Genomic DNA, 24,602 nt, shown 5'->3' on the forward strand with positions numbered 1-24,602 from the left:
TTATGAACCTAAAAAATGAAATCCGAGTATCTCCGGAAAAACCCACTATCTATCTGGTAGCCATTACCCTGGTTGCTACCCTGGGCGGATTGCTCTTTGGTTTTGACATGGCCGTTATTTCGGGCGTATTACCCTTTGTCAAACAGCAATTCAGTTTATCTCCTGCAGCCGAAGGCTGGTTTGTCTCTTCGGCCCTGGTAGGCTGTATTATCGGTGTTGCCTTCGCCGGTGACCTGAGTGATCGTTTTGGAAGAAAAAAAATGCTGATGCTATCTGCCCTGCTTTTTTTGTTTTCTGCCATTGGAACTGCATCTGCAAACAGCTATACCCTATTAATATTAGCCAGGATGCTGGGAGGCATGGGGGTTGGTGTAGCCTCTATAGTTGCTCCCTTATATATTTCAGAAATAGCTCCTGCTACGATAAGAGGGCGATTAGTTACCTTTTATCAGCTCGCTATCACTGCAGGAATTCTGGTAGCCTATCTAACTAATGCAGGGTTACTCAACCTCTCTTTAAACTATCAACACCAATCTCTAGGTAGCCTTTTAGATTATATGGTGATTAAACAAGTCTGGAGAGCGATGTTAGGGCTTGGTGTTATTCCTTCACTTTTGTTTTTCACTGGACTATACTTTGTACCCGAAAGTCCACGCTGGTTAATCCAGCAGGGTCAGCAGCAAAAAGGTATTGCTATATTAAATAAGATCAGTGGTGTAGCTCAAACCTCACAGGATATACTTCAATTCAAAGAAACACCTGCAAAAGATTCAGGTTCCTATAAGATACTCTTTACAAAAGAAATGAGGCGGCCACTGCTTATCGGATTATTACTTCCACTATTTTCACAATTCAGCGGGATCAATGCAATAATCTATTATGGCCCCCGTATTCTGAATGATGCAGGGATCAATATCAGTAATGCACTGCTCGGACAAATAGTTTTTGGCCTGGCTAATTTTGTATTTACCCTCGTTGCGGTCTGGAAAGTTGACCAGATGGGCAGGCGTCCACTCTATATTATCGGATCTCTGGGTGCTACTGCCTCCCTGTTTTTTACCGGCTGGTGTTTTTATAGCGGCGCGACAAATAACATAGCATTGGTTATCAGTATTATTTTATTTCTGGCTTGTTTCGCTTTCTCTATCGGGCCACTGAAATTTGTCATAGCCTCAGAAATTTTCCCAACCAGCATTCGGGGCAAAGCCATGGGTTTAAGTATTATGGTCATGTGGGTTGCTGATACTATAGTTGGGCAGTTGACCCCGCTATTGCTGGGCTCGGCAGGTGCCGCAGCTACGTTCTGGTTTTTCTCTGGCTGCTGTCTGCTTTCATTTGCAGTCGTTTTTAAACTCGTTCCTGAAACAAAAGGGAAGTCATTAGAAGAAGTGCAAAATATCTGGACAGGACATTAATCTGAATTAAGACTGGAAGAAATTCGTTGCCAGGCCTTTTATATCCGTTTCCACAACAAAAACAGATCCGCTGTCCGGATATTTTGCAGCCATAGTTGAATCCGGCCATTTACTGGCTGTGGTAATATAAAGTTCTGTCATATTACTTCCCCCGAAAGCACAGGAAGTAACTAGTGGTGCATTGACCCTCACTACACCAATTAGCTCACCGGAAACCGGATTATACCTGTTCACACACCCTCCCCCCCATATGGCAACCCACAACATTCCTTCCAGGTCGACACACATTCCATCCGGCAAACAACCCTCTTCTTCAATTCTAATGATTACACGAGGATTGGCTATTTTTTTATCAGTCAGATTAAAATCAAATGCTTTGATCTCTTTGTCCAGTGAATCGGTATGATACATCACTGTGTTGTCCGGTGACCAGCAAACCCCGTTAGAAATACTGATCTGGTCAAGCATTTTAGTCAGCTGACCATCGTAGCAATATAACGAACCCTCTCCTGGTTTTGCCTCTATATGCATGGTTCCAAACCAAAGACGGCCAAGCGCATCACACTTACCATCATTACACCTGTTTGCTGGTTTATCATCTTCCAGCGTAATCAAAGTTTTAATTATATGATCCCTTAAATCGATCAGCGCTAATGAACCCTGTATAGCGACAACAACCTGATGGCGGTCTGCCGGAACAATTGTCCCCACCTTTTTATCCAGTAAATAGTCTTGTTTCTGTCGTGAAACGGGGTCAAACCAGGCTAGTTTTTCGCCTTCTATATCTACATACAGCAACCGCTGAAGTTCAGGATGCCAGAATGCAGCCTCTCCCAGCAGTAACTTTTCTCTATGTATAATCTTTGCTTCCCAGTTTTGAACCCTATTCATTTTTAATCCTGCATCAAGGCACTTCTTCCACCATCAATAAGATAAGTTACACCACTGGCAAAAGCAGCATATTCACTAGCCAGAAAAACACACCAGCCCCCAATTTCTGTTGTCGTCCCCAGTCTTTTTACAGGATGAAGACCAATCGTTTTTTCCTTTTCCTGCTGAGGATCATCAAAAGAATTGAACCAGGTCTGATTACCTGGCGTATCGATAAAACCCGGGGAAAGACCTACTGTCCGGATGGCTGGCCCCCACTCTATAGCCAGACTTCTGACCAAACCCGTCAGCGCTGTTTTTGTAATATTATAAGGGAAACAACCTGGTATTGAACTGAAAGCATGGTTAGAAGACATGATGATGATAGTTCCATCCTGTCTTTCCAAAGCAGGTTTACAAGCTTTAGCCAGCCGCCAGTGTGAAGTGAGGTTGAGCTGATGATTTTCCATCCATCGTTCCTCCGAACAATTTTCGGCACCTTCAAAAACGTTAGCACCAGCATTGGAAACCAGTATATCAATCCGGCCATAACAGGCTAACACTTCTTCAGTCAGGGCATTGATCTGATCTGGCCGGGTCAGATCTGTACAACTATAAACAGCATCTGCACCGGCTAATTTCATTTCTTCCAGAAAGGCTATCGCTTCACTACTCTCTTTTGTCTCTAATCCACAGCCCGCAATTTTTGCACCGGCCCTGGCAAAAGCTTTTGCAGCTCCGGAACCAATCCCCGAAGTCACACCGGTAATTAATGCTACCTTACCACTCAAATCAATCTCAAAAGACATAATTATAAATTTTACACGTAAAAGCCTGGTCTGGGTACAAGTACACCAGGATGTTTCTCCATTTCCTCTTCAATTAAATCTACCCCAAGACCCGGTCTCTCTGACAAATGTAAACGACCATTACTGATCATATCCTGAATAGGGTGAGTGATGATTTCATCCCTCCAGCTTACATCATTGAACATAAATTCCTGTCTGAAGAAGTTAGGTACCGCAGCACATACCTGTGCGCTTGCCAATGTAGATAAGGGGCCATTTGGATTATGGGGAGCCAGTAAAACACTATAAGCTTCCATCATCGTAGCCATTCGTTTCATTTCCGAAGGCCCGCCGCAGCGGGTAATATCCGGCATCATAATATCACAGATGTTTTTTTCCAGTACCGGCCGGATACCATGCCTGGTATAGTGCCTTTCTCCGACACAGATAGAGACATTCGAAGGAATACGTTCGCGCATTGCCCTTAAAGTATCAGCACTTTCAGGTCCGGCGGGCTCTTCATACCAGGTTATATCCAGTTCTGCCAGTCGCTGGGCCATTTTTACTGCAATCCTGAAATTCAGCATCGCATGAGTTTCAATCATAATATCAAAATCCGGCCCTACAGCATCTCTGACAGCTTTACTGACATTAAAAGCCAGATCCTGCTGTGCTGCGGTAAGCTGAAGGTTAGAAGCCAGGTCTTCGCCATATAAATAATTCGTATGTGCAAAAGGGTCAAATTTTAATCCAGTAAAACCAGCTTCTTTCACCTTTAACGCCTGAGCAGCATAATCAGCTGCATTATGCCCGCCACCGGTAAACCAGTAATTTGCATAAAGCAGGATATCTTTCCTATAGGCTCCGCCAAGCAATTCATAACAAGGTGTTTTTAAAACTTTACCTTTTAAATCCAGCAAAGCCATATCAATTCCACTGATTGCACACAGACTGGCTCCATTTGGTCCGATCCAGTTTAAATCACGGTAAAGTTTTGTCCAGATAAAATCGGTGCGCATTGGATCAAGTCCTATAATCCTCTCTCCTGCATGTTTAGCCGCATGATAAACAATCGGGCTACCCGGCCAGTTGGTGGCTTCACCCACACCGGTATGCCCTGTATCCGTATAAATTTTCAATAAAGTCCAGTTGTACTTCACGCCTTCAACCAACCAGACTTTGACCTCAGTAATCTTCATCTATTTATTTTTTAAAACGACCAATGCACCAGGTTTACAGATCAGCTTCATCAAACCATCTCTCACACTAATTGCTGCACCGGTATTAGAACTTATCACATACTCCTTAAAAGGTAATTTCAGCTTAATCTCACCATCCTTTTCTGCTTCCAGTCTGACTTCTCTGACTAAACCATCTTTCCTTTTTGCGCTGACCAGTACGGCACCTTCTGCACGAAGCTGGTTAAAAGACAGATCTTTCCATCCAGATGGTACTGCCGGCATGATTTCAATAAAACCTGCGTAACTCTGTAACAGCATTTCCTGTAATCCAGCCGCAAAAGCAAAGTTTCCTTCCAGCGTAAAAGGCCGGTAGGTAAATTTAGAATACCCGCTTTTGGTCTGATCACCGTTCAGATGGAAACTATTTACAGAACAAAATGCTTTAGCAAATATTTCCAGATCTTTGGCTGCCCCCTCTCCATCCTTAGCTCTGGCCTTCATATTTCCCATCCAGGCATAAGAATATCCGCACCAATAAGCCGGCCCGATACTATCCAACAGATGGATCGTATTTTTAATAACTGTTTGTGCCTGCGCCCCATCTTCCCATTTAATTAATCCCAGGGGATGAATAGCCATTGCACTTGAAAAATGACGATGAGACTGGTTATAAGCCATCGTTGGGGCAAATTTTAATTCCTGATTTGCAGAAAGGGCGTAGTTATCAAATTGTTCATAAATCCCCTTCCAATGCTGGCTTTCCTGTTTCAATCCCAGTTCATCTGCCAGCTCAGCAGCAGCTTTAAAGGCAAACTTCATTAAAGCCAGGTCGTAATTTGTATTCTGAGGGAACCAGGCTTCCAGACTATTATCATTAATTTCAGGACTTGAACTGATCTTTAACTGACGATATCCCTGCTGATTTAAAATCGTAATATCCTCCAGTAATTTCGCCGTAGCTTTTATCCATGGATAGGCCTTCTGTTTTAGAAAATCCCGATCCATACTATAGCGCCACTGCAGATAATAATGCTGACCTAACCAGGCAGAAACTGTCGGAGAGAGAGAATATTGTACCCATCCCCCCATTTCTGTACCATCCAGTGTGGTTACACCCGGCACAGCAATTCCATCACTTTCAAAAAATGTTTTAGTATACCTTTTATAATTCTCCTTATTCTTTTCCAGGTAATCCAGATAACCCATAGCTTCTTTCAGGTGATTACCACTATAGGCAGGCCAGTAACTTAACTGCGTATTCAGATCATGATGGTAATCTCCTTTCCAGGGTGGGAGTCTTCCATTATCAGCAGTCCAGATAGCCTGCAAAGATATAGGTGGTGCCCCGGTTCTGGCAACCGAGCCAAATTTATACTGCTCCAGATACCATTGTTTTTCCAGTAAAGCATCTGGCAGCTGAATAGCCGATTGTTGCCAGAACTGTTTCCACCAGTTTTGATGAGTCCCAAAATCCGTCGTAAAGCTACCGGCTTTAGCGGTTACCCCTTTAGCTGTAATATCCTTCCTATCTGTAGTATGTCTGGACGAAATACTCCAGCTGCCTTCCATCGTTTTTCCTGTTTCTTTCCAGCGTACATTAATCTGGTAGCTAAATCCTCCCCAGCCAGACTGATCATAAGTTATACTATGTCCGTCTTTAACAATGGTTCCTTTCGGATAACCCAGTCTGGATAAATCATCTCCGCCGACCGGATCTCCCGAATTCTTAACCTGCCCCTGATATTTTGGGGCAACCAGTTCGACGTCAACATTTTCCGGAATATGATCAAACTTAAACCAGCCCAAAGATTTATCTGCTGCAACAAATGTCTTCAGAACAACCCCATTTACCCATTTCACCTCACATAAAGCGTCATTTAAGGAGAGGTTCACCGAAGTTACCTTTCCCCAGTTACGCGTATCAAATTCCAGTGCTCCTCCAGGAATTTTAGATGGGGCCGGTTCCCTGTCATAGGGTTCATCAAAATATTCCTGCACAATCCCATAGTCCTTTTTGTGTACCTGGTCAATAATCCAGTTATAGCTGAATTCTTTGCGGTGAAGCCCTTTCATTGGCCGCTGGTCCCATAAGTCCGCCCGGTCCAGTGAGAAATGAAGTTTTCCGTCTTTCTGCAAGACCAAAGCCCCCAGCATACCGTTGCCTAAAGGAATAGCTTCATCCCATTGTTTAGCCAGCTGATCAAAATGGAGATTATGACCGGATGAAGGTTGTGCGCTTACCTCTTTAAACAATAGTACAGTGACCAGACAGAAAAATAACTTTTTAATCATACCTTATTTATTTAATCCTGAAGCTTAAACTTCCCTTCAGTTCTTTGTTTTTAATATTGATCCTGTTTTCAGTAAATGGTGTACCATAAAATGGTTCGGAACCCGAATTGTTATAATCAGCAATCAATAACTGAATATGCTGATCCTGCAGCCAGCTTCTGGAAGCCTGTTTACCATCCGATAAAACCTCTATTCCTGAACCGTTCCCAGTAGTTAAAGCTACACTAAAGATCTGTTCTTTAGTAGACCGGAAATCATTTGAACCTAATGCATTGGCATCATCTTTCCAATCCTTTGATGGTTCTTTACCGATCTCCTCTACTGCCGGTAACCATCGTGCATTCAATCTGGCCTGCCCTTCAGTTCTCGCAATATCTGCTGGTGCATACGCAGTAAAGTCTCCTTTACGTTTCCAGTCTAATAAATCATAAACTGGCGGCAGTTCCAGCAATAATCCATACTGTCTTGGTTTATCATCCGTTCCCTTGTAGTGAATACTATAATTGACCTTCACCAGTCCCTTTTTAAGAAAGAAGTATTTTATCATCCCCTCAGCATCCGTATAAGTAGCCTGAACCGAAAATATCAATGCAGTATCTGTTTGCACAGCTTTAACCTCCTTAGCAAACAACGTATAAAGCGGATAATTTTTCAGCGGATAAATATTATTCTGGTAAGTATCTCCTGCAACATTAGGTTTACCTCCATCTTCACTATTCATTGGCACAACACAAAACACAGGTCCCTGCGATAATATCAAATCCCCTCCCTTCTTCACACTGGTAATTATTCCCGTCAGCTTGCTTAGCGTATAGGTAATATCTCCATCCTGTATAACATAGGCAGCATCATTTTGAGTAAAAGAGAGATTTGAAGGATAGTTAACCGCTGCATTCACAGCATCTCTGAGCGTGATCCGCTCTTCATCTACAATAAACCCTCTTGGATCTTTGAAAGTCAGTTCAACCTCCCTGCTGTTTTTATCGACAGGAATAGTCAGATATCCACTGGAATGCGGATTTATAGCAGTACCGACCTTTAGTTTGACCCCATCTACCTTGCAATCTATGACTATATCTTTCAATGATATAAAGTCATACCGGTTCTCTATCTCTAAACGCAGCTGCCGATCGGTCAGCATGAGTTTATCCTTATTTTTAAGCACTACCGGAGAATAAGCTTTTTTCATCCCCCAGTATTCGGGTTTAGGTCTTCTCCAGCCATCAACAGGTCCCCATGGGCCATAACCTACAATCCGGCCGTCGGGCATATGGAAAGTATCATCTATACCACTCCAGATAGCTCCACCCAGACAGCCTTGATGATTATACATCGTATCATATAACTTAACCAGCGGGGCACCATAGGCTGCCCTTACACCCGGATCTGTGACTAATTCTCTTCTGTTATAGTCAGAAATATGTGCATACTCTCCAAATAAAGTGGGTCTGCTCATCGTATCTGTAGCCTTTGGCCCATTAATTCCCGGATAATGATAATTGGCGATATCAGCTTTACTCCCGGCATCGTTATAACCGCCCCAGCACTGATCATGAAACGAAGTTGGCCGGCCCGGATCAAAAGCCTTAACCACTGCCAGTACTTTTTCCCATAAGGGGCTCCATCTCGATTCATTTCCTAAAGACCAGATGATTACCGAAGGATGGTTTTTACCAGCCTGCATCTTTTCTAGATTTGCACTGATCATATATGGAAGAAATTTTTCATCCTTATAATTCCATAATTTCCATATTGGTGATGCATCATGCTCTATCCAGGTCAGTGAAGATTCATCTTCAACAAATAAACCCAATTCATCAGCAGCTTCCAGAAACTCTTCCGAAGGTGGATAATGCGAAGTCCGGATATAATTACAGTTTCCGTCACGGAACAATACTGCATCCTTTCGCTCAAGATCTGCTGGAATACTCCTCCCTGTCAATGGATGTACAGAGTGTCTGTTTACCCCGCGTAGTTTAATAGCCGAACCATTAACCAAAACATGGTTGCCTTTAATTTCGATCTGCCTGAACCCTACCCGGTGCGAAACACTTTCAGTAGCAACCCCTTTGCGTAGTAAGACCGTTTCCAGCTGATACAAATAAGGCTTTTCCGTATTCCATTGTTCAGGGTTCTTCACCGGCACCGAAGTTTGCAGAAGTTCTGTCCCTCCGGCATTGATACCAGAAGTGCTTACCGTTTTCTCCAGTACAATTTTACCCTTTGCATCCTTTAAGCGGTAACGGATCATAGCTGTACCTGAGGCTGTACCTTCATTGACAACTACCGTTTTCAGTCCGAGTGTCGCGTGTTTATACTGCTTATCAAAAACAGTAGTTATAGCTATGTCAGACAGGTTAATATCCGGTAAAACAAAAATCGATGCCTTACGCAAAATCCCTCCGACAGTATGTGCTGCATACTGAGAAGTACAGGCTAGTTTGTCACTGATGGTCAGTGCCTGTACTTCAACAGTAAGCAGGTTCTTACCCGGTTTAACCAATGCAGTCATATCCCCTTCAAAAGGAACAAAACTACCCTCATGCTCCATCACCTTTGCGCCGTTGAGCCTGACAACAGCATGCGAACTGATTCCATCAAACCTGATTTTAATCTTTTGTCCCTTCCAGTCATCCGGAATACTGATTTCGCGGCTGTAAACAGCAGTTTCTCCCTCCGCGACTTTAAATCCCTGCATTTCCCACTCTCCAGGAACCTTAATATCCTTTTTTTGAGTTTCTCCTTTGATAGAAAAACTCCATATTCCATCCAATAAAATTACAGGTGTTTTAACCGATCCTGTCACTGATGGCTGCGGAGATAAACGGGCTGGATGATAAGGCTGTGCCTGTACATGAATACTAACCAGCAGCAAACAGACTAAAAAACCATATATATTTCTGACTATCATAATTTTATTTTACAGGATTCCATATTTTTCAAAAGCTTCCGCAGCACTCATCCCTTCCTGAATCTTCTGCTGCACCACTTTTTCTCCCCTGGCTTTTTCAATAGCCAATAAAAAGATCTCTTTCTCAGCAGATGCAGGTACGATACAAACACCGTCTGTATCTCCAACAACAATATCACCCGGATTAATTCTTATCCCTTTAATTTCAATCGGCACTCTATAATCTATAACCTTACCCCTGGGTGCCTGATCCTGAGCATATCCACCCCATGAAAAAGTAGGAAAACCAAGTTCCAGAATACCTTTGGTATCCCTGGAATATCCATTAACCACTGCACCGGCAGCCCCCAGTTTCATTGCTCTGGTACTCATTAACTCTCCCCAGAGTGCATATTCGGGTGATGCCCCGCTGCATACATAAACTTCATGCTGCTTCAGGTTATCCAATGCTTCCAGCATCAGGCCGAAGGGTTTGCCCAGGATCTTATTCTGGTTAACAGCTCCTTCCAGAATATCGGTACATAATACGGTCATCGCTCTTCCGGCAATAAACATACCCTTAGTGAGTGCTTTTATCTGCGGAGGAAGAAATTGGTTTAAAAGCCCCATTTTATCCATAATATCGCCGATTACCGCCGTATATAGTTCATCCCGGATTATTTTAAAAAGCGCTTCGTCAGTATTCCATTCTATCATAAAGGTTTGATCAGGTTGAACCCAAAATTGAGCTTTATTCCCTATAAATTCTACAACCTAACTGACTATTATTAAAACTTTTTTACCATAAATAACTCTATTTATCATATTTTAAGGATATTTAGTTACATTAACCAGATAAAGCCAACCTGATTCATCTTACTATGAAACCTCAGTTTATAGGAGTTTCAACTCCCCAGCAAAAGAACATATACGTTAAAACAGTTGATAAACCTGTTCTCAATTCACCATTGCATTTTCATGATCTCTGTGAACTCGTATGGATTGAAGAAAGTTACGGAAAACGTATTGTAGGTGACAGCGTTGCTGATTTTAAATCAGGAGATTTAGTACTTATGGGGCCAAACCTCCCTCATATCTGGCATAACGATCCCGTGTTTCATCAGTCAGCTACAGATCTCAGAGCCAAGGCTGTAGTCGTCTATTTTCCTGTGAGTTTTTTAATGAGCCTAAGCGATGATGACCCCACGACTTTACTACTTCAGAATTTCCTTCATCAAATCAAAAGAGGCCTGAAATTTCAGGGGAACACCAGAGAACTGCTGATTGACCAGATTCAGCAGATAAGAAGCACCACCGGCTTAAAAAGAACGGCTATCTTCCTCAGCATGCTCAACATCATGACAGATACCTGTGAATATGAATTCCTGACCAGTAATACTTTTGAAGCCTCTTTAAATGAAATTGATAATAAAAGGATCCATACACTCTATGTATTCCTGATGGAAAACTTCAGTTCAGAAATCTTCTTAAAAGATGTGGCACAACTGGTTAACCTAAGCCCGAATGCCTTTTGCCGTTTCTTTAAAAAACATACCAGGAAGCCATTTTCCAGATTTTTAAACGAGCTGAGAATTGCACATGCCTGCAAACTACTGCCGGATAAAAATCTGTCTATAGCCTATATCTGTTATCAATGCGGTTATCAGAACCTGACCAACTTCAATAAATTCTTCCGGCTGATTATGGATTGCAATCCAAGTACCTACCGAAACCGTTTTAAATAGTTATTTCAGTCCGCCCTGCCCCTGGTAAAGACTAAGAGGTTTATCTAATTCCAGTGCAAGTACCGTCATATATTCATCCTGCACATCTTCCGGAACATTGATAAATACCAGTCCTGGTATTGGACTCCATGATATTTTCCCAACAACTTTAGGTTCCAGTTTCCTGGAGGTACCAACCACACGGATTGTTTTGATTGTATTTTTCAGTCCTTTTACCATGATATTTCCTGCAACCTTTCCCGGAAGGAATAAATACAATACAGTAGAATCTTTAGATAAAGTAGTAGGTCCGTAAAAATGACCTTGTGGTAAACCACCTACTGTGCTGAATATCGCTTCGGCATGTTTCTTATTCCATTTCCCCAGTTCTTTCAACACATGAACTTCCTGTTCCGGTATCGTGCCATCTTCTTTCGGGCCGATATCCAGCAACATGTTTCCACCATTACTGATCGCATCAGCAAAAATCGCAATGATTTCATATGGAGTTTTCCAGGCAGTGTCCTGCGGCTGGTATCCCCAGTTATTATTAATGGTCATACATAATTCCCACCAGTTAAATTTAGGTCTGGTCACTGGGAAATTCTGTTCAGGTGTATCATAATCACCATACCCCTGTAAACGTCCGTTAAGGATAGCCTCTGGTTTAATCTTTAAAATATTCTGTCTGATAGATGGTGTTTTCCATTCTTCAGCAGAATGCTCCCAGTCTCCGTCAAACCACCATAAATCAGGCTTAAAAGTTTTGTTAACCTCATCTATCTGTGCCTGGTTAAAGCTCAGGAAACGTTGCCAGCGTGCCGGATCGTCACTTACTTTATAGCGTGTGCTATCCTTGGTAAAACCCGGATAGTCAGGGTAACTCCAGTCGATCAAAGAGAAATAGGCCCCTTTTTTGATTCCCTGTTTATCCAGTGCAGCATAAAAAGGAGTCAGCAAATCGCGTTTTGCAGGTGAATTCTTCACCATGCTATAATGTTTTTGTTTAGTATTCCAGAGTGCTACTCCATCATGGTGTTTAGTAGTCATCACAGCATACTTTGCACCGCTTTCCTTGATCAGGGCTGCCCACTCTTCCGGATTATACTTAGAAGCAGTAAACCCTTTTAGCTGTGCCATATAATCAGAATGGCTAATCTTTTTATTGTAAAAACTCCAGCTCTCATCGATCCCCTTTACCGAATATATTCCCCAATGGATAAATATGCCCAGTTTTGCATCAGCAAACCATTGCATTTTTGTCTTTATGGAGTCAGGATTGATTTTTGATTGTGCGAATACCGAATTAACCAGTAAAAACACTATAAAACTTAGTTTTAAAAGGAACTTTTTGATCATTAGTTTATTGTTTGGTCCCTAAACTTAAGATTATCTTAGCATTTTTCCATAAAAAAAACACTTAAGGCTGATACCCCTCATATTTATCTGTTAGCAGATTATGAATAAGTAATGAATGTGCAGGAATGGTCTGCCCTTTGAAAATAAATGGGCTATTATTAAAATTGGCCGTCACTTCCAGCATTTTTCCAAAGGTCGTCTGCTGGACTAACCGGTCATTTGTTAACCAACCGAACCCGGTCATTTCTAGTTTCACAGCCATTTCATGCGTTTGAGCGAATATTTTAACCTGTTTTGAGATAATCTCCCTATACTTGGTCCAGGCCACCTGATCCAGATGATATAAAGGAGGCACATTATATAAAATCTCCTTCAGTGCCGTATTTTTAATCTCTCCCGGAACCTTCAGACTTCCCCATTCCCAGTGATGAGAGGTAATTACAGCATCATTGTAAACAAGTTGATACAAGGGTAAATTGAAACGATTATCAAAATAAATATACTGGTATTCCTCTTTCAGCGGAGCCTGTAAACCATACCTCCCGGGAATACCACCGTCATTGGCATAATAGGCACCGATAAAATATTCTGAGGCTTTATTTTTTCGCATATCTTCATCATCCCAGGCAATGACAGGCGTAGTCATCCCATGTCCGAAAGCAATCGTATTAGCTGCAAAATCATTCCCTACCTCGGTTCCGATGACCAATTGATACTGGTCCCTGATCCAGGTCATCCGCTTGAGTCTGGCTTCCAGGTCCTGCTGCTGATCAGTCATTCTTCCCGGCGTATAATCGTCCAGAATTTCTCCTGTTCCGTCACAATCTATAAACCACGAATTGAATTCATGAGCTGTATCTTTCATCAGTCCCTCCATCCTTTGCTGCACTGCCAGTAGCGATAAAACAGGATTTAACTTTCTTCCCTGACCTAAAAATCCAGTAGCCGGCCGGCCATTTTTCTTCAGCACAAAAGCATTGTCATATAAAGAGGTATCCTCAAATTTTGCAGTCAGCCATTTTTCGTGCCCAGGCTGATGCATACTATGATAAGAATCGTAAGGCCCAATCAGATAACCGCCTTCTTCTGCCTTCTTTACAAATTCGGGATGGATCTCACCTGCTACCCAATCATTTAATCCCAGCCAGGCATGTTTTATACCTGCCTGCTGCATCTCATCAATCATCGTTGTTGGTGCCCCTCCCCAGTCCTTTACTGGTTTTAGCAATCCATCATAGGCGTTATATAACAAAGCCTTGTTCAATTGATATAATTCCATCGGATTCCGCTGACCTTTACTGAGCAAAGACCGGGTTGTAGAATCCAGTTCAATGTCTTTCCAACTGGCGACATTATAAAAGTCCTTTCTTTTCAAAGCCTCATTTAATGCTCTGGATAAAAGTCCCTTTTGATACTTGCTAATATATTCGTCCTTTTTAAACTCATCCAGCGCAGCCAGAAATTCCTGACCAGCTTCTGCTCCATTTTCCCCAAACAACTTAAAAATCCATTTTGTCGGATTCATGGGGACGGCAGCCAGATCATGAATGATTTTGAGCTTCAGCTGTTTCCAGTTCCTGATATCCTCAGCTACAATAAATTCATTGTTCCAGATATAAATATGAGGCGCACCATATAACTTTCTGATATTTGCATTGTCCCTGGCTTTCTCTTCCAGCGTGATTACCGGATTATTTTCAGTTACATAAGTTTTATACGTTTTCGCGATAGATACCGGGTCATTATGAACCAGATAGACCCTGAATCCATATTGTTTATCCTTTACTGTAAGTGGGAACTCATGTTTAAACTGCAAAGCCAGTCTCCCTGCATGCGTATAGAATTCAAGTTCATTATTAAACATATTTCTGATGACATAGACCAGGGCCTTGTCTTCAAAATTTGTCGCAAAGAATTGCATAGACAAATCCTGAGAACCAGAAATCGTGCTGTTTTTAGCAAAATGAGCCTGCCATTTTTCGTCCTGTGCAGGAATATATTTCCCCTGATATAAAGGTATGGTTAGCGCTTTAAAGGCCGTTTCTACCCGCGGCCAGATCAGATGAGTTGTATCGCTGGCTTTAATATTAACATCCAGGTAGCCATGGTGCAAACCGAGTAAAACAGTCAGTCCATTTGAAAAATCCCAGGACAGCTGCGTTGCATCCTGTTTTAAGCCGCTGACTTTCAATTTAGGGCCTGGAGCAGAAATTACGTAGATTTTACCCTTTTCATCAATAGCTGTCAGGGAGAAGGTTTCCGGATTAACGTCCACCTTAAGTTTACCGTCAGATAATCTTATGAGTTGTTTATTTTGAGCCTTACCCAGACTAAAAGCCAGAAAAAGGATAAATAATAAAAAATATTTCAGCAGTTTCATTAATTAAACAAGATATCAAAACTTTGACTATCAATAATCTCTTTGGTCACGACTTCCAACTGCTTGTAAACATTCCGATAAACGTAACCTCCCATACTAACCCGTTTTACCCCAAGACTTTGTAATTTTTCAAAACCAGGAAGTTTCGGCATACACATCACATGGACCGGAAGACGAGTCAGGCCAGCGATTTCACTGATCTCCTGTTCCCGGATAATAAAAGGTAAAAACAAGCCGTCAATATCGGCAGTTTCATACAGTTTGATTCTCCTTTTAGCTTCAGTATGTGCATCTGGTAAATCCAGAATATACGTATCACAACGTACATTGATAAAAATCTCTGCATTTCTGGCTTTTAATGCATCCTTGATAGCTTTTAGTTTTGCTGTAAATCCGGCCGCATCCTGAATCGTCCGTTTGTTATCCCTGACCAGCGAATCTTCGATATTAATTCCTGCGACCCCTAAATCAACCAGCTTTAAGATATTGGAAACAACTTTTTCCGGAGTATCTCCGTAACCAGCTTCCAGATCTACAGATACAGGTAGCTTAACAGATTTAACTATCCTCTCTATTATAAACAGATAATCATTGAAAGGCATATCCTCACCATCTTCATAACCTAAACTTTGTGCGACTGCTGAACTCGAAGTCGCAACTGCTTCAAATCCTGCCCGTTCATAAACTAAAGCACTCTGTACATTCCATACATTACCGATTAAAAGCAAATTCTCCTGATTATGGAGATCTCTAAATTTTTCAAATGATGTCATCATAATCTAAAAATACCTCTTGACAACCAAAAAACTGACAACTATTTTTTTTATGACAGGAATAGGATCTAAAAGATAGCATCGTCTAATTTGATATCTTCAATACCGTGCTTTAACAGCCATTTTCTGAAGTGGCCAGGATCCGGGGCCCTGTGATGAATGATCCCACCGTCTTTCAACAAAACTGTAAAGATATCAACGGCACAAATAAACTTGCGTAACAGCTGGACAGGATAATCAAATCCCGGATAGGTATCAGTCATATTAATCTCTTTCCAATACTAAATTCATTTTCTTATTGCGAATAGTAAAAAAATACAGTAATTTGAAATACAGCACTCCCATGAGCTATACTTCAAATACTGTATTTCAAAACACACCCGAAGGGTTAAACACCTGTTCACAAAACTCGTCACATCACCTGGAAAACCCAATACGTAAAAACAAGTAAATCTTATACGTGAAACCACGTATTTTAGGGATAGAGCCCATTTAAACAGAATACGGATATTATTCGCTAAGCTTATTGATCAACTCAACTTTATTGGAGACCCCAACTTTAATAAAGATATTCTGTACATGTTTGGAGACCGTTCTTTCAGAAATAAACAATTCTTCAGCGATAGATTTATACTTAAGTCCTTTATCTATCAATTTCACGATACCAGTTTCACGTACCGTTAAATTATACCGTTTGCAGTTCAGATCATATCTTTCCTCCTGTAACAGTTGTCCCTTATTCATCTCCAGCAGCAGTTTATACTCTGCCTTAGAGTCTTTAATTGACTGCCTGATAAAGATGATAGTCATAATACAAAAACCAGTATTACAAACCAAAACTTCTACCAGCTGACTACTGTCCAGGTAAACAACTACCGGTACCATAGACCAGGGTAAAACAGCGCAGCAGACAATAACTGCATTGATAATATTCTCATTGTTTACATTTTCCCGAAGTTTCTTATAGACCTCTTTAAAAATCACATAAACAAAATAACCACCATACAGCATCGGAATAAATAACCCGCGATCACGCGCATGTATTAAATTTCCATCCAGCGTATAACCAATCACAAAAAAGATTATAAATGGCAACACTATGAATAGAAATATTCCATATTTCGCCTGAAAACGAAGTTTTTGCAAATCATATGCCTTATAAAAATAATAGGGGATATAAGCAGCCATGACAAAACCACTACTATAGGCTATAATATTCTGAAGAATAATCGGCAGTGGAATATTTGGATCCGGTAAAAGATTTGCTCCGACATTATAAAACAATAAGAGCAGCAAGAGAATCAGATATAATAACCTCTTCTTATCCTGTGGCCGCGATAGGTAATAGATAAACTGAAAAAAAAATATCAGACTTTCGAATAACACAAAAATGAAGGTTATCAGCTCCATTTCTGTACCGAAGACAAGCATATGAGGAAAAGATTAATGTGATTAAAACAAAATCAAAGCACAAATAAAGCGTTTTTAAACGAATAATTCCTTCAATCTCTGTCCTGTACTGCTAAGAAAATTTAACGATCTGTCCTGTTCTTACCGATTCATCACAAGCGAATGCAATAGTCAGACTACTGATCGCATCATTTGTAGGTTCCGTCAGATCTATATCTTCCAGAACTGCCCTCAAAAAATAAAGCTGTTCCCTGTTACAGAGTTCCTGATGATCTGGCTCATCGGTCAGATCAACCCACCTGTCCTCCCTGGCAAAACGATCATCCGTATCCAGTTCAGCATAATGTACTTTAATTGATTCCGTTTTTGTATGTGCATCAATAGAAGCAGATTTACCGGCAGTCCCAGCATCTCTGGCTATAATAGACACTGCGCCCCGGGGCCCGATCACATCTTTCACAAAAAAGGCCGTTTCACTTATCATAGGTCCCCATCCGGCTTCATACCAGCCAACAGATCCATCATCAAAACGGATCTGCAACTGCCCGTAATTATAACTGCCTTCAGGAATATCCTCAGTGAGTCTGGCGCCGATAGCACTTACCTGAACTGGTTTAGCACGCGTCATCTGACACATCACGTCAATATAATGAACACCACAATCCACGATGGGGCTCAGGCTTTTCATCAGGTTACGGTGTACTGTCCATTTCTCTCCCTGACTCTGCTGATTTAAATTCATCCGCATCACCAACGGTTTTCCCATTTCTGCCGAAAGCTTTATGAATTGCTGCCAGGAAGGATGGTATCTTAAAATGTAACCTACCAACAACTTTCGTTTAGTTTTTGCAGCAACTTCCGCTACCCTTTTTGCTGCTTCCACTGAATCAGCAATTGGTTTTTCAAGAAATACATGACATCCACTTTCCATCGCACTGATTGCAAAAGCTTCATGAGTATCAGGGTAAGTAGAGATACATACTGCATCCGGCCCGGTTATTTTCAGGGCTTCTTCAAAATCATCGAACAATGGATAACCACCGCCCAACTTTTCATTTAAAGCTATTTTGCTGTTTCCCCTCGAAACCAGCCCGCATAATTCAAATCCATCCAGCGTATGGTAAGCGGTAGCATGGGAACGCCCCATGTTACCGCAGCCTACTACGAGAACTCTTATTTTCTTATTTTCCAAAGACATTTTATAATCAGATTATACACCTAAACTCCATCCCTGACGATATTCTCTTTTGATAAACTGATTGACCTCGTCAAAATTGGTCACCCTTAAGTTCTGTTTATCCCAAAGCAATTTAATATCTCTTCCCGGATAATCAAATCCACTTCCTCCTGCTTTGGCTTTCTGCACCTCTGTACCCCTGATAGCCAGATTCGCAATCAGCAGCGTTTCGGTCAGCGGCCCGGCAATATCAAACGGAGAACTTAACCTGATCTTGCCATAACCCGCAATAGCTGCTTCCACCCATTGCCAGTAATGCCCGTCCACTCCACCAGGTACTCTTTCTATCTTCTGTTTAGTATGTACTTCACTATTTCTTGATAAAGGTAAAAGCCTTGGGTTTGAACCATAGACATCACACATCATTTTGCCTTTAGTACCTTCAAACAATACCCCGTTTGTTCCAAAACTTTCATTGGCACCCAGCTCTTCAGGACGGGCAGGTTTAATTCCTCCATCCATCCAGTGTATCTGTAAATCACCTTTTGTCTTTCTGGTTTTCTCAAAAGTCATGATCACATGACTTGAAGGAGGACAGCTTTCCGGAAAGTACCCACGCTTAAATTCATCTACATATATACTCCCCACGCTACACTGTACATCCATTGGTGTACTTAATTCCAGTACCCTGAATGGAGGCTCAACCAAATGACAGCCCATATCACCTATAGCGCCTGTTCCAAAGTCCCACCAGCCCCTCCAGTTAAAGGGAACCAATTTCTCTATATAAGGTTTATTCGGTGCACTTCCCAACCAGAGATCCCAGTTCAGTTCTTTCGGAACGATGCCACCAGTAGAGGGCCAGGGGATTCCCTGCGGCCAGATCGGACGATCTGTCCAGCAATAAACAGTATGAACTTTACCAATTACCCCATCGTCACACCATTCCTGTAATTGTCTCACCCCATCACCTGATGCTCCCTGGTTACCCATCTGTGTGACCACCCGGTAACGGCTGGCCGCTTCGGTCAGCTTTCTTGCTTCGTAAATATCATGCGCCAATGGTTTCTCTACATAAACGTGTTTACCCAGTTGCATAGCAGCCATAGCGATCATCGCATGATTATGGTCTGGCGTTGAAACCACGACTCCATCAATATTTTTCCCCTCTTTATCCAGCATCTCCCGGTAATCCTTATAATATTTTGCCTTCGGGAAGCTCTTCACCGAAGCCGCTGCCCTCCTGTCATCCACATCACAGAGAAAAGCAATGTCCGCTTTCCCACCCTTATAGATATTACTCAGATTACTTTCTCCTTTTCCACCCACACCTACTCCTGCTACCATCAGCCTGTCACTGGGTGCCAGGAATCCATTTCCACCTAAAACGTGTCTTGGTACAATCATAAATGCTGCGGCAGCAATCGCAGAAGTTTTGATAAAGTCTCTTCTTGAATTTCCCGCAGCCGAATCTTTTTTTTCCTCAGTCATAAATTTATTCTTTACAAACACGATTAATTATTTACCTAAATCTTTGATCCTTATATTTTTGAACTCTACCAATGAACCATGGCCAAGGAACCCAATATGACCACTATCCCGTTTCAAACCGGGATGTTGCTGTCCATCCGGGGTACCATTTTTTCTCGCTTCAGTAATATCAGCATCCAGAATCACCGTACCATTTAAAATGACTTTGATTTTAGGTCCTTTAACCACTACCTCCTCGTAATTCCACTCGCCAACAGGTTTCAGGAAACCTCTTTTTGCCGGTATCGTCCCATAAATAGATCCATGATACTGATAGACATGTAAGTCTTTGTAAATAGGTGCTTCATTATCCAGAATTTGCAGTTCCATCCCCTCATAAGCCGCGTCACCTGCCAATGGTGCCCTGATACCCAGGCCATTATTTGCCCCTGGAGTGAGCTTGAACTCGAAACGGAATATAAAATTACTGTACTCCTCTTTCGTAAACAGATTACCCCCCGAACCTTTACCCGGTTTCGGACGGATGACCAGATTTCCGTTTTCAATCACATAATCAGTCGTATTACCTGTCCAGTTATGCATATTAGTTCCATCAAACAGCGCCTTAAACCCCTCCTTCTTTTCAGCTGCACTGACTTCATAAGGTTTTACCTGTGGAATCTCCCTGATATAAATATCCCGATAAGCAACCGGAGAACCATGTGCCTGCAACTCAATCTGCTCCTGGCTGAAAATAGGCAGATTCCTGTCCCAATAATTTTCCAGGATTACATTATCTGTAACCAACTCTCCGTTCAGGTAAACCGTCACCCGGTCACCTTTCATTAAAATCCTGAAAGTATTCCATTCATCCAGCTTATTATCAGCTACTTTCAGGGGTTTACTTTCGTTAACCTGATTATTATACAAACCTCCCGAACCAACCTGCGCACCATCCTTAATACGGGCTGTATCCCAGATCTGTACCTGCGGAGAACCTCTGAGATAAATACCAGCATCACCTTTTTGCTGGTGATCATCGATAATTTTCCAGTCTACCAGCATTTCAAAATCACCATATTTTTTGATTGTCGCCAGGTTATTACCATGACTCTGAAACAGTAATTCTCCGTTCACAACCTTCCAGCTGTCCAGCATTTCGAGGTTCGCTTTCTGTTGTGCTGCTGCTAATTCTTTTGGGTCCATCTTAGCTCTTTTGATCGGATCTTCCACCAATCCCTGCCAGCCAGTCAGATCCTTTCCGTTAAACATGGCGACGAAACCTTCACCCTGAGGCATTTCTGCCAAATACTTCCGGATAGCCTGTTTCTGATATTCACTATCATTGCCCTTCAAAGCATTCATTGTTTTGGTCAGCAACTCTCTGACTAAACTACCCTGATAAGACTTATCTGCCAGAACAATGTTCATGACAGTATTAGCCGCATCAGCCTGTAAATCTGCATCGTCCAGATATTTACCAGCAAAAACAAAAGAATTAAAGGTTTTAGCTTTTTCCAGTTCTTTTAAAATCTGTTGTTTTTGTCCGGTTGTTTTAGCCTGTGCCATGGCTTCTCTCAATAACAATACACGTTGCTCCGCAGGATAATCTGCTTTCCTGATCAACCCCAGATAGCCGATCAAAGCCTCATTCTGGTAATCACTGTTACTGGTTTCTCTGGCCACACGGATCAACTGACCGGCGGCCCCGGTATCAGTCCAGGAGGTTAAAGCATCAAGCGCTGCCTTTTTATTTTGCTCATTACCAGAATTAAAAGCCTGTTGAACCGCTTCCAGTGATTCCTTTCCACCCAGATTAGCCAGAATCTTATAAAAGAGCCATTTCTTATCTGCAGCTGCTGCATTCATCTGTTGAAGCACTAAAGCAATCTGCTGTTCTCTCGATGTTGTTCCACGTTGCGCTGCGATAACAGCCTCCTGCAAATTTATCAAAGCGGCCGGATCAGCAGTTTCGTTCAGCAAAGTAAATAGCCTGGGCAGATTATCAGCAGTCACCATATATTTCAAAGCACCGAAAGCTGTGCTCCTGACCTCCTGATTTTTACTTTTCAGCAAATCATAAACAACGTTTAACTGACTATTCGCAGCCCTGGAAGCCAGTAAATTAATTAAAGCAACCTGAACAGCCGGATTTGCTTTAGGTATAAAAGACGCTATCCCGGCCGGGATAGCCGTTCCCTTCATTCTATGAATAGCCCCGGCAACTTCATTAACCGTTGCCGCATCCCCTTTGCCCATTATGCTTAATAAATCGTCAAGTACTTTATCCTGACCTATATCCGCAGCTGCGTTAATTGCCGCAAACTTCAGTGACTGATCTTTACTGGTTAACAGCTTCAGTATGGCTGGTAATGCATCTTTTGCTTTGTTAGCGCCAAGCATACCAACTATTTCTGTACTGGTTACCGGATCGGATTTCTCCATTTTATTTACCCACAAATCTGTATTTGCAGTATTCAAACCGGGAGCAGCAAATTTTAAGGCTGCTGCACGGTACTGGCTATTTTTACTATTAACAGCTTCCATTAAAATAGCCGTACTTTCATCTTTACGGCTGTCTGCCAAAATTTTCAGTGCAGCTGTACGGATATGTACCTGATTATCTGCTGTAGTTTTCTGCACCAGGGATTCTGCAATTTTACCTGCAAGTACAATGTTTCCATCTTTAAATAACCTTTCAGCATATAAAACTGCAGAAGCTGTAGCATTCGTATTTTCAAATTGATATCCGCTTTTTTCAGCAGCCCCGGTAATTACTTTTTCGGAAGCTGGATCAGCAATATCAGCTAGTGCATTTAAAGAGATTTTAATCAGATTCGGACTATTACCTTCCGCTAAAACAGTAATTGCCTGTACAGCATCTTTTGAACGGATCGCTCCAAGCGCATTGACAACAGCAAGCTGCGCTGTCCCGTTTGCTGTTGGCAGACTGGTCAGCAAAGCATCTTTGGCCGCTGTCGTATTAATTTTCACCAGAGCCCTCGCCGCAGGATCAGCCAACTGGTTATCTGCCAGAAAACCAGTCAGACATGGAATTGCACTATCATCACCTATTAATTCCAGCTGACTAATCAGAAATGATTTATGCTGATTGTCAGATAAGGAACTTAATGCCTTACAATAAGCATTAATACTCATTTTTTTTAAGTCCTCCCGGCCCTTTTCACTGACATAAGCCGAGTAACCACCTATAGCATATTCAAGCAAGGCATTATTATCTTTAGACCCGGCAGTCAGCCCGCCGATCATCTTGACATAACCAGCTTCTCCCATATTGGAGATCTCTTGCATACTATTGTTCAGCAGCCCTGCATTTCGGGCGGGTAACTGCGCTAATAAATCGGCAATACGTGTCGTAGTTGTACGCTGGTCAGTCTTTTCCTGGGCCGAAACAGTAAGTTGCAGCAGGACAACGGTCAGCAGTATAAAAAATATTCTTTTTATCATGAGATGAAACAAAAAAATTGAAAAGAAATGATGAATTTAAATAGTCCAGGGTGCACGCAAAACCGGATTGAGCAACCTGTTTGCCGCTTCGTCATCTATGAATACCTGTTTAACAGGATCAAATTTCAAAGAGCGCCCTAAACGTAAAGCAACCAGTCCCATATTGATAATATTGCATGACCGGTGACCATTTTGTTCATTTAAAGCAAACTGTTGTCTGGTTTTAACTGCCTGGGTAAAATCAGTCATCTGCGGTGCAGGATCTGGAAAAGAAGCCAGTTTCCGTTCCAGATCTGGAATATCTGATTTGAACCCTGGATACAGTTTCCCCTTAGGCCCTTCTATATAGGCTACATTATTATCTTTTCCTTCTCCATCCAGAATGATCTGACAACCATCTGCGTAGGTATAAGTTATTCTGCGCCAGGTCCCCACTGCATCAGGATGCTGTTGCGGTGCATCTATTTCAACAGATACCGGATTGGTATCATCCTTGCCTAAAAAATATTGAACCGGGTCAAGATAATGTTGTCCCATATCACTTAATCCGCCCCCATCATAGTCCCAGTAACCGCGGAAAGTCTGATGCACCCGGTGGCTGCTGTATGGTTTATATTGTGCAGGTCCAAGCCAGGTTTCATAATCCAGTTCTGCCGGTACTTTCTCTTCAGGAAGATTGTCTTTCCCTACCCAGTAAAACTTCCAGTCAAAGCCAGTATGTTTACTCACTGTAACCTTTAATGGCCAGCCCAACATCCCACTATCGACCAGTTTCTTAATAGGTTTTACAGGAGTACCCATTCCATAAAAATCATCTTTAAACCGGAACCAGGTATTCAGCCTGAATATACGGCCATGCTGCTGAACAGCTTCCATAACCCTCTTTCCTTCACCTATACTATGCGTCATAGGCTTTTCACACCAGATATCTTTACCTGCATTGGCCGCATCGACAGCCATGATGCCATGCCAGTGCGGAGGGGTTGCAATATGTACAATATCCACTTCCGGTAACCTGATCAGTTCCCGGTAATCAGTAAAAGTTTTCACGCCCTTGTCCAGCATTGGCAGCGCCAGGGCAAGGTGTCTTTGATCGACATCACAGATAGCCACTACCTGGGTGCCATCATAAGCAAAATGGTTTCTACCCATTCCACCTACACCAATAACAGCTTTGGTTAACTTGTCACTCGGCGCAATAAATCCGTTTCCGCCAAGGACGTACCTCGGGACAATGGAAAATACCGCCAGCCCCAAGCCCGCTTTTTTAATGAAGTCTCTTCTTGAATTTGGTTGTTCAGGTTGCATATATATATTAGTTGGTTAGGTTTCATATATATTATTCAGGGTAAATGTTATTGCAGATTTAATCACTTATCTCACATCCCGACAGCTCATTATGCTA

Annotated in this window: 17 protein-coding genes; 2 read left to right on the top strand and 15 right to left on the bottom strand. The window is 42.1% G+C overall.

Annotation, left to right across the window (positions count from 1 at the left end):
* Positions 1-2: 2 nt before the first annotated feature.
* Entirely contained in the window at positions 3-1,415 is a 1,413-nt protein-coding gene (locus HDF25_RS20275; protein ID WP_184628164.1) for a sugar porter family MFS transporter, read from the top strand.
* A gap of 6 nt (positions 1,416-1,421) precedes the next feature.
* Here the strand turns inward: HDF25_RS20275 and HDF25_RS20280 are convergent, their stop codons facing one another.
* Genes HDF25_RS20280 through HDF25_RS20305 form a run of 6 tightly spaced genes read right to left on the bottom strand, consistent with a single transcriptional unit; the run spans position 1,422 to position 10,153 of the window.
* Positions 1,422-2,306, bottom strand: coding sequence for an SMP-30/gluconolactonase/LRE family protein (locus HDF25_RS20280; protein ID WP_184628166.1), 885 nt, complete (start codon positions 2,304-2,306; stop codon positions 1,422-1,424).
* 2 nt (positions 2,307-2,308) lie between these two features.
* Positions 2,309-3,094, bottom strand: a complete 786-nt coding sequence (locus tag HDF25_RS20285) for an SDR family NAD(P)-dependent oxidoreductase (protein WP_184628168.1) — start codon at positions 3,092-3,094, stop codon at positions 2,309-2,311.
* An 11-nt stretch (positions 3,095-3,105) separates the two neighbouring features.
* Complete coding sequence (locus tag HDF25_RS20290; RefSeq protein WP_184628170.1) at positions 3,106-4,272, bottom strand: mandelate racemase/muconate lactonizing enzyme family protein; 1,167 nt, start codon at positions 4,270-4,272, stop codon at positions 3,106-3,108.
* Entirely contained in the window at positions 4,273-6,546 is a 2,274-nt protein-coding gene (locus HDF25_RS20295; protein ID WP_184628172.1) for a glycosyl hydrolase family 95 catalytic domain-containing protein, read from the bottom strand.
* A 7-nt stretch (positions 6,547-6,553) separates the two neighbouring features.
* On the bottom strand, positions 6,554-9,457 hold the full coding sequence (locus HDF25_RS20300; protein ID WP_184628174.1) for a glycoside hydrolase family 2 protein: 2,904 nt from the start codon (positions 9,455-9,457) through the stop codon (positions 6,554-6,556).
* A gap of 9 nt (positions 9,458-9,466) precedes the next feature.
* Positions 9,467-10,153 (bottom strand): RraA family protein, encoded by a 687-nt coding sequence (locus HDF25_RS20305; protein ID WP_184628176.1) that lies wholly within the window; start codon positions 10,151-10,153, stop codon positions 9,467-9,469.
* A 164-nt stretch (positions 10,154-10,317) separates the two neighbouring features.
* Between HDF25_RS20305 and HDF25_RS20310 the strand changes: the two genes are divergently transcribed.
* Positions 10,318-11,181: an AraC family transcriptional regulator gene (locus HDF25_RS20310; protein WP_184628178.1), complete on the top strand. Its 864-nt coding sequence runs from the start codon at positions 10,318-10,320 to the stop codon at positions 11,179-11,181.
* On the opposite strand, the gene HDF25_RS20315 is transcribed toward HDF25_RS20310, so the two are convergent.
* The 9 genes from HDF25_RS20315 to HDF25_RS20355 form a co-directional block, all read right to left on the bottom strand.
* The gene (locus HDF25_RS20315) at positions 11,182-12,519 is read right to left on the bottom strand and encodes an alpha-L-fucosidase (RefSeq protein ID WP_184628180.1); all 1,338 of its coding nucleotides are present in this window, start codon (positions 12,517-12,519) and stop codon (positions 11,182-11,184) included.
* Positions 12,520-12,580: 61 nt separating this feature from the next.
* Positions 12,581-14,899 (bottom strand): glycoside hydrolase, encoded by a 2,319-nt coding sequence (locus tag HDF25_RS20320; protein WP_184628182.1) that lies wholly within the window; start codon positions 14,897-14,899, stop codon positions 12,581-12,583.
* Complete coding sequence (locus HDF25_RS20325) at positions 14,899-15,675, bottom strand: isocitrate lyase/phosphoenolpyruvate mutase family protein (RefSeq protein ID WP_221450977.1); 777 nt, start codon at positions 15,673-15,675, stop codon at positions 14,899-14,901. Before HDF25_RS20325 ends, HDF25_RS20320 begins: the two co-directional genes overlap by 1 nt.
* Positions 15,676-15,740: 65 nt before the next feature.
* Positions 15,741-15,935, bottom strand: a complete 195-nt coding sequence (locus tag HDF25_RS20330) for a hypothetical protein (RefSeq protein ID WP_184628184.1) — start codon at positions 15,933-15,935, stop codon at positions 15,741-15,743.
* 247 nt (positions 15,936-16,182) lie between these two features.
* Positions 16,183-17,103 carry a response regulator transcription factor gene (locus HDF25_RS20335; protein WP_184628186.1) on the bottom strand — a complete coding sequence of 307 codons (921 nt, stop codon included), beginning with the start codon at positions 17,101-17,103 and terminating at the stop codon, positions 16,183-16,185.
* 91 nt (positions 17,104-17,194) lie between these two features.
* Complete coding sequence (locus HDF25_RS20340) at positions 17,195-18,280, bottom strand: Gfo/Idh/MocA family oxidoreductase (protein ID WP_184628188.1); 1,086 nt, start codon at positions 18,278-18,280, stop codon at positions 17,195-17,197.
* Positions 18,281-18,292: 12 nt separating this feature from the next.
* Entirely contained in the window at positions 18,293-19,750 is a 1,458-nt protein-coding gene (locus tag HDF25_RS20345; protein ID WP_184628190.1) for a Gfo/Idh/MocA family protein, read from the bottom strand.
* A 27-nt stretch (positions 19,751-19,777) separates the two neighbouring features.
* Positions 19,778-23,197, bottom strand: a complete 3,420-nt coding sequence (locus HDF25_RS20350; RefSeq protein WP_184628192.1) for a DUF1080 domain-containing protein — start codon at positions 23,195-23,197, stop codon at positions 19,778-19,780.
* 36 nt (positions 23,198-23,233) lie between these two features.
* A complete protein-coding gene (locus tag HDF25_RS20355; RefSeq protein ID WP_184628194.1) occupies positions 23,234-24,505 on the bottom strand; it encodes a Gfo/Idh/MocA family oxidoreductase in 1,272 nt (423 codons plus the stop codon).
* Positions 24,506-24,602 lie beyond the last annotated feature (97 nt).

Source organism: Pedobacter cryoconitis, from assembly GCF_014207135.1.
GTDB classification, from domain to species: domain Bacteria; phylum Bacteroidota; class Bacteroidia; order Sphingobacteriales; family Sphingobacteriaceae; genus Pedobacter; species Pedobacter cryoconitis_D.

What these genes read in the sequence shown, in the direction of transcription:
- HDF25_RS20305 (WP_184628176.1), bottom strand. Translation starts at nt 10,153, where the DNA reads ATGATAGAATGGAATACTGACGAAGCGCTTTTTAAAATAATCCGGGAT.
- HDF25_RS20320 (WP_184628182.1), bottom strand. Translation starts at nt 14,899, where the DNA reads ATGAAACTGCTGAAATATTTTTTATTATTTATCCTTTTTCTGGCTTTT.
- HDF25_RS20330 (WP_184628184.1), bottom strand. Translation starts at nt 15,935, where the DNA reads ATGACTGATACCTATCCGGGATTTGATTATCCTGTCCAGCTGTTACGC.
- HDF25_RS20345 (WP_184628190.1), bottom strand. Translation starts at nt 19,750, where the DNA reads ATGACTGAGGAAAAAAAAGATTCGGCTGCGGGAAATTCAAGAAGAGAC.
- HDF25_RS20310 (WP_184628178.1), top strand. Translation starts at nt 10,318, where the DNA reads ATGAAACCTCAGTTTATAGGAGTTTCAACTCCCCAGCAAAAGAACATA.
- HDF25_RS20335 (WP_184628186.1), bottom strand. Translation starts at nt 17,103, where the DNA reads ATGCTTGTCTTCGGTACAGAAATGGAGCTGATAACCTTCATTTTTGTG.
- HDF25_RS20295 (WP_184628172.1), bottom strand. Translation starts at nt 6,546, where the DNA reads ATGATTAAAAAGTTATTTTTCTGTCTGGTCACTGTACTATTGTTTAAA.
- HDF25_RS20285 (WP_184628168.1), bottom strand. Translation starts at nt 3,094, where the DNA reads ATGTCTTTTGAGATTGATTTGAGTGGTAAGGTAGCATTAATTACCGGT.
- HDF25_RS20290 (WP_184628170.1), bottom strand. Translation starts at nt 4,272, where the DNA reads ATGAAGATTACTGAGGTCAAAGTCTGGTTGGTTGAAGGCGTGAAGTAC.
- HDF25_RS20355 (WP_184628194.1), bottom strand. Translation starts at nt 24,505, where the DNA reads ATGCAACCTGAACAACCAAATTCAAGAAGAGACTTCATTAAAAAAGCG.
- HDF25_RS20340 (WP_184628188.1), bottom strand. Translation starts at nt 18,280, where the DNA reads ATGTCTTTGGAAAATAAGAAAATAAGAGTTCTCGTAGTAGGCTGCGGT.
- HDF25_RS20350 (WP_184628192.1), bottom strand. Translation starts at nt 23,197, where the DNA reads ATGATAAAAAGAATATTTTTTATACTGCTGACCGTTGTCCTGCTGCAA.
- HDF25_RS20300 (WP_184628174.1), bottom strand. Translation starts at nt 9,457, where the DNA reads ATGATAGTCAGAAATATATATGGTTTTTTAGTCTGTTTGCTGCTGGTT.
- HDF25_RS20280 (WP_184628166.1), bottom strand. Translation starts at nt 2,306, where the DNA reads ATGAATAGGGTTCAAAACTGGGAAGCAAAGATTATACATAGAGAAAAG.
- HDF25_RS20275 (WP_184628164.1), top strand. Translation starts at nt 3, where the DNA reads ATGAACCTAAAAAATGAAATCCGAGTATCTCCGGAAAAACCCACTATC.
- HDF25_RS20325 (WP_221450977.1), bottom strand. Translation starts at nt 15,675, where the DNA reads ATGATGACATCATTTGAAAAATTTAGAGATCTCCATAATCAGGAGAAT.
- HDF25_RS20315 (WP_184628180.1), bottom strand. Translation starts at nt 12,519, where the DNA reads ATGATCAAAAAGTTCCTTTTAAAACTAAGTTTTATAGTGTTTTTACTG.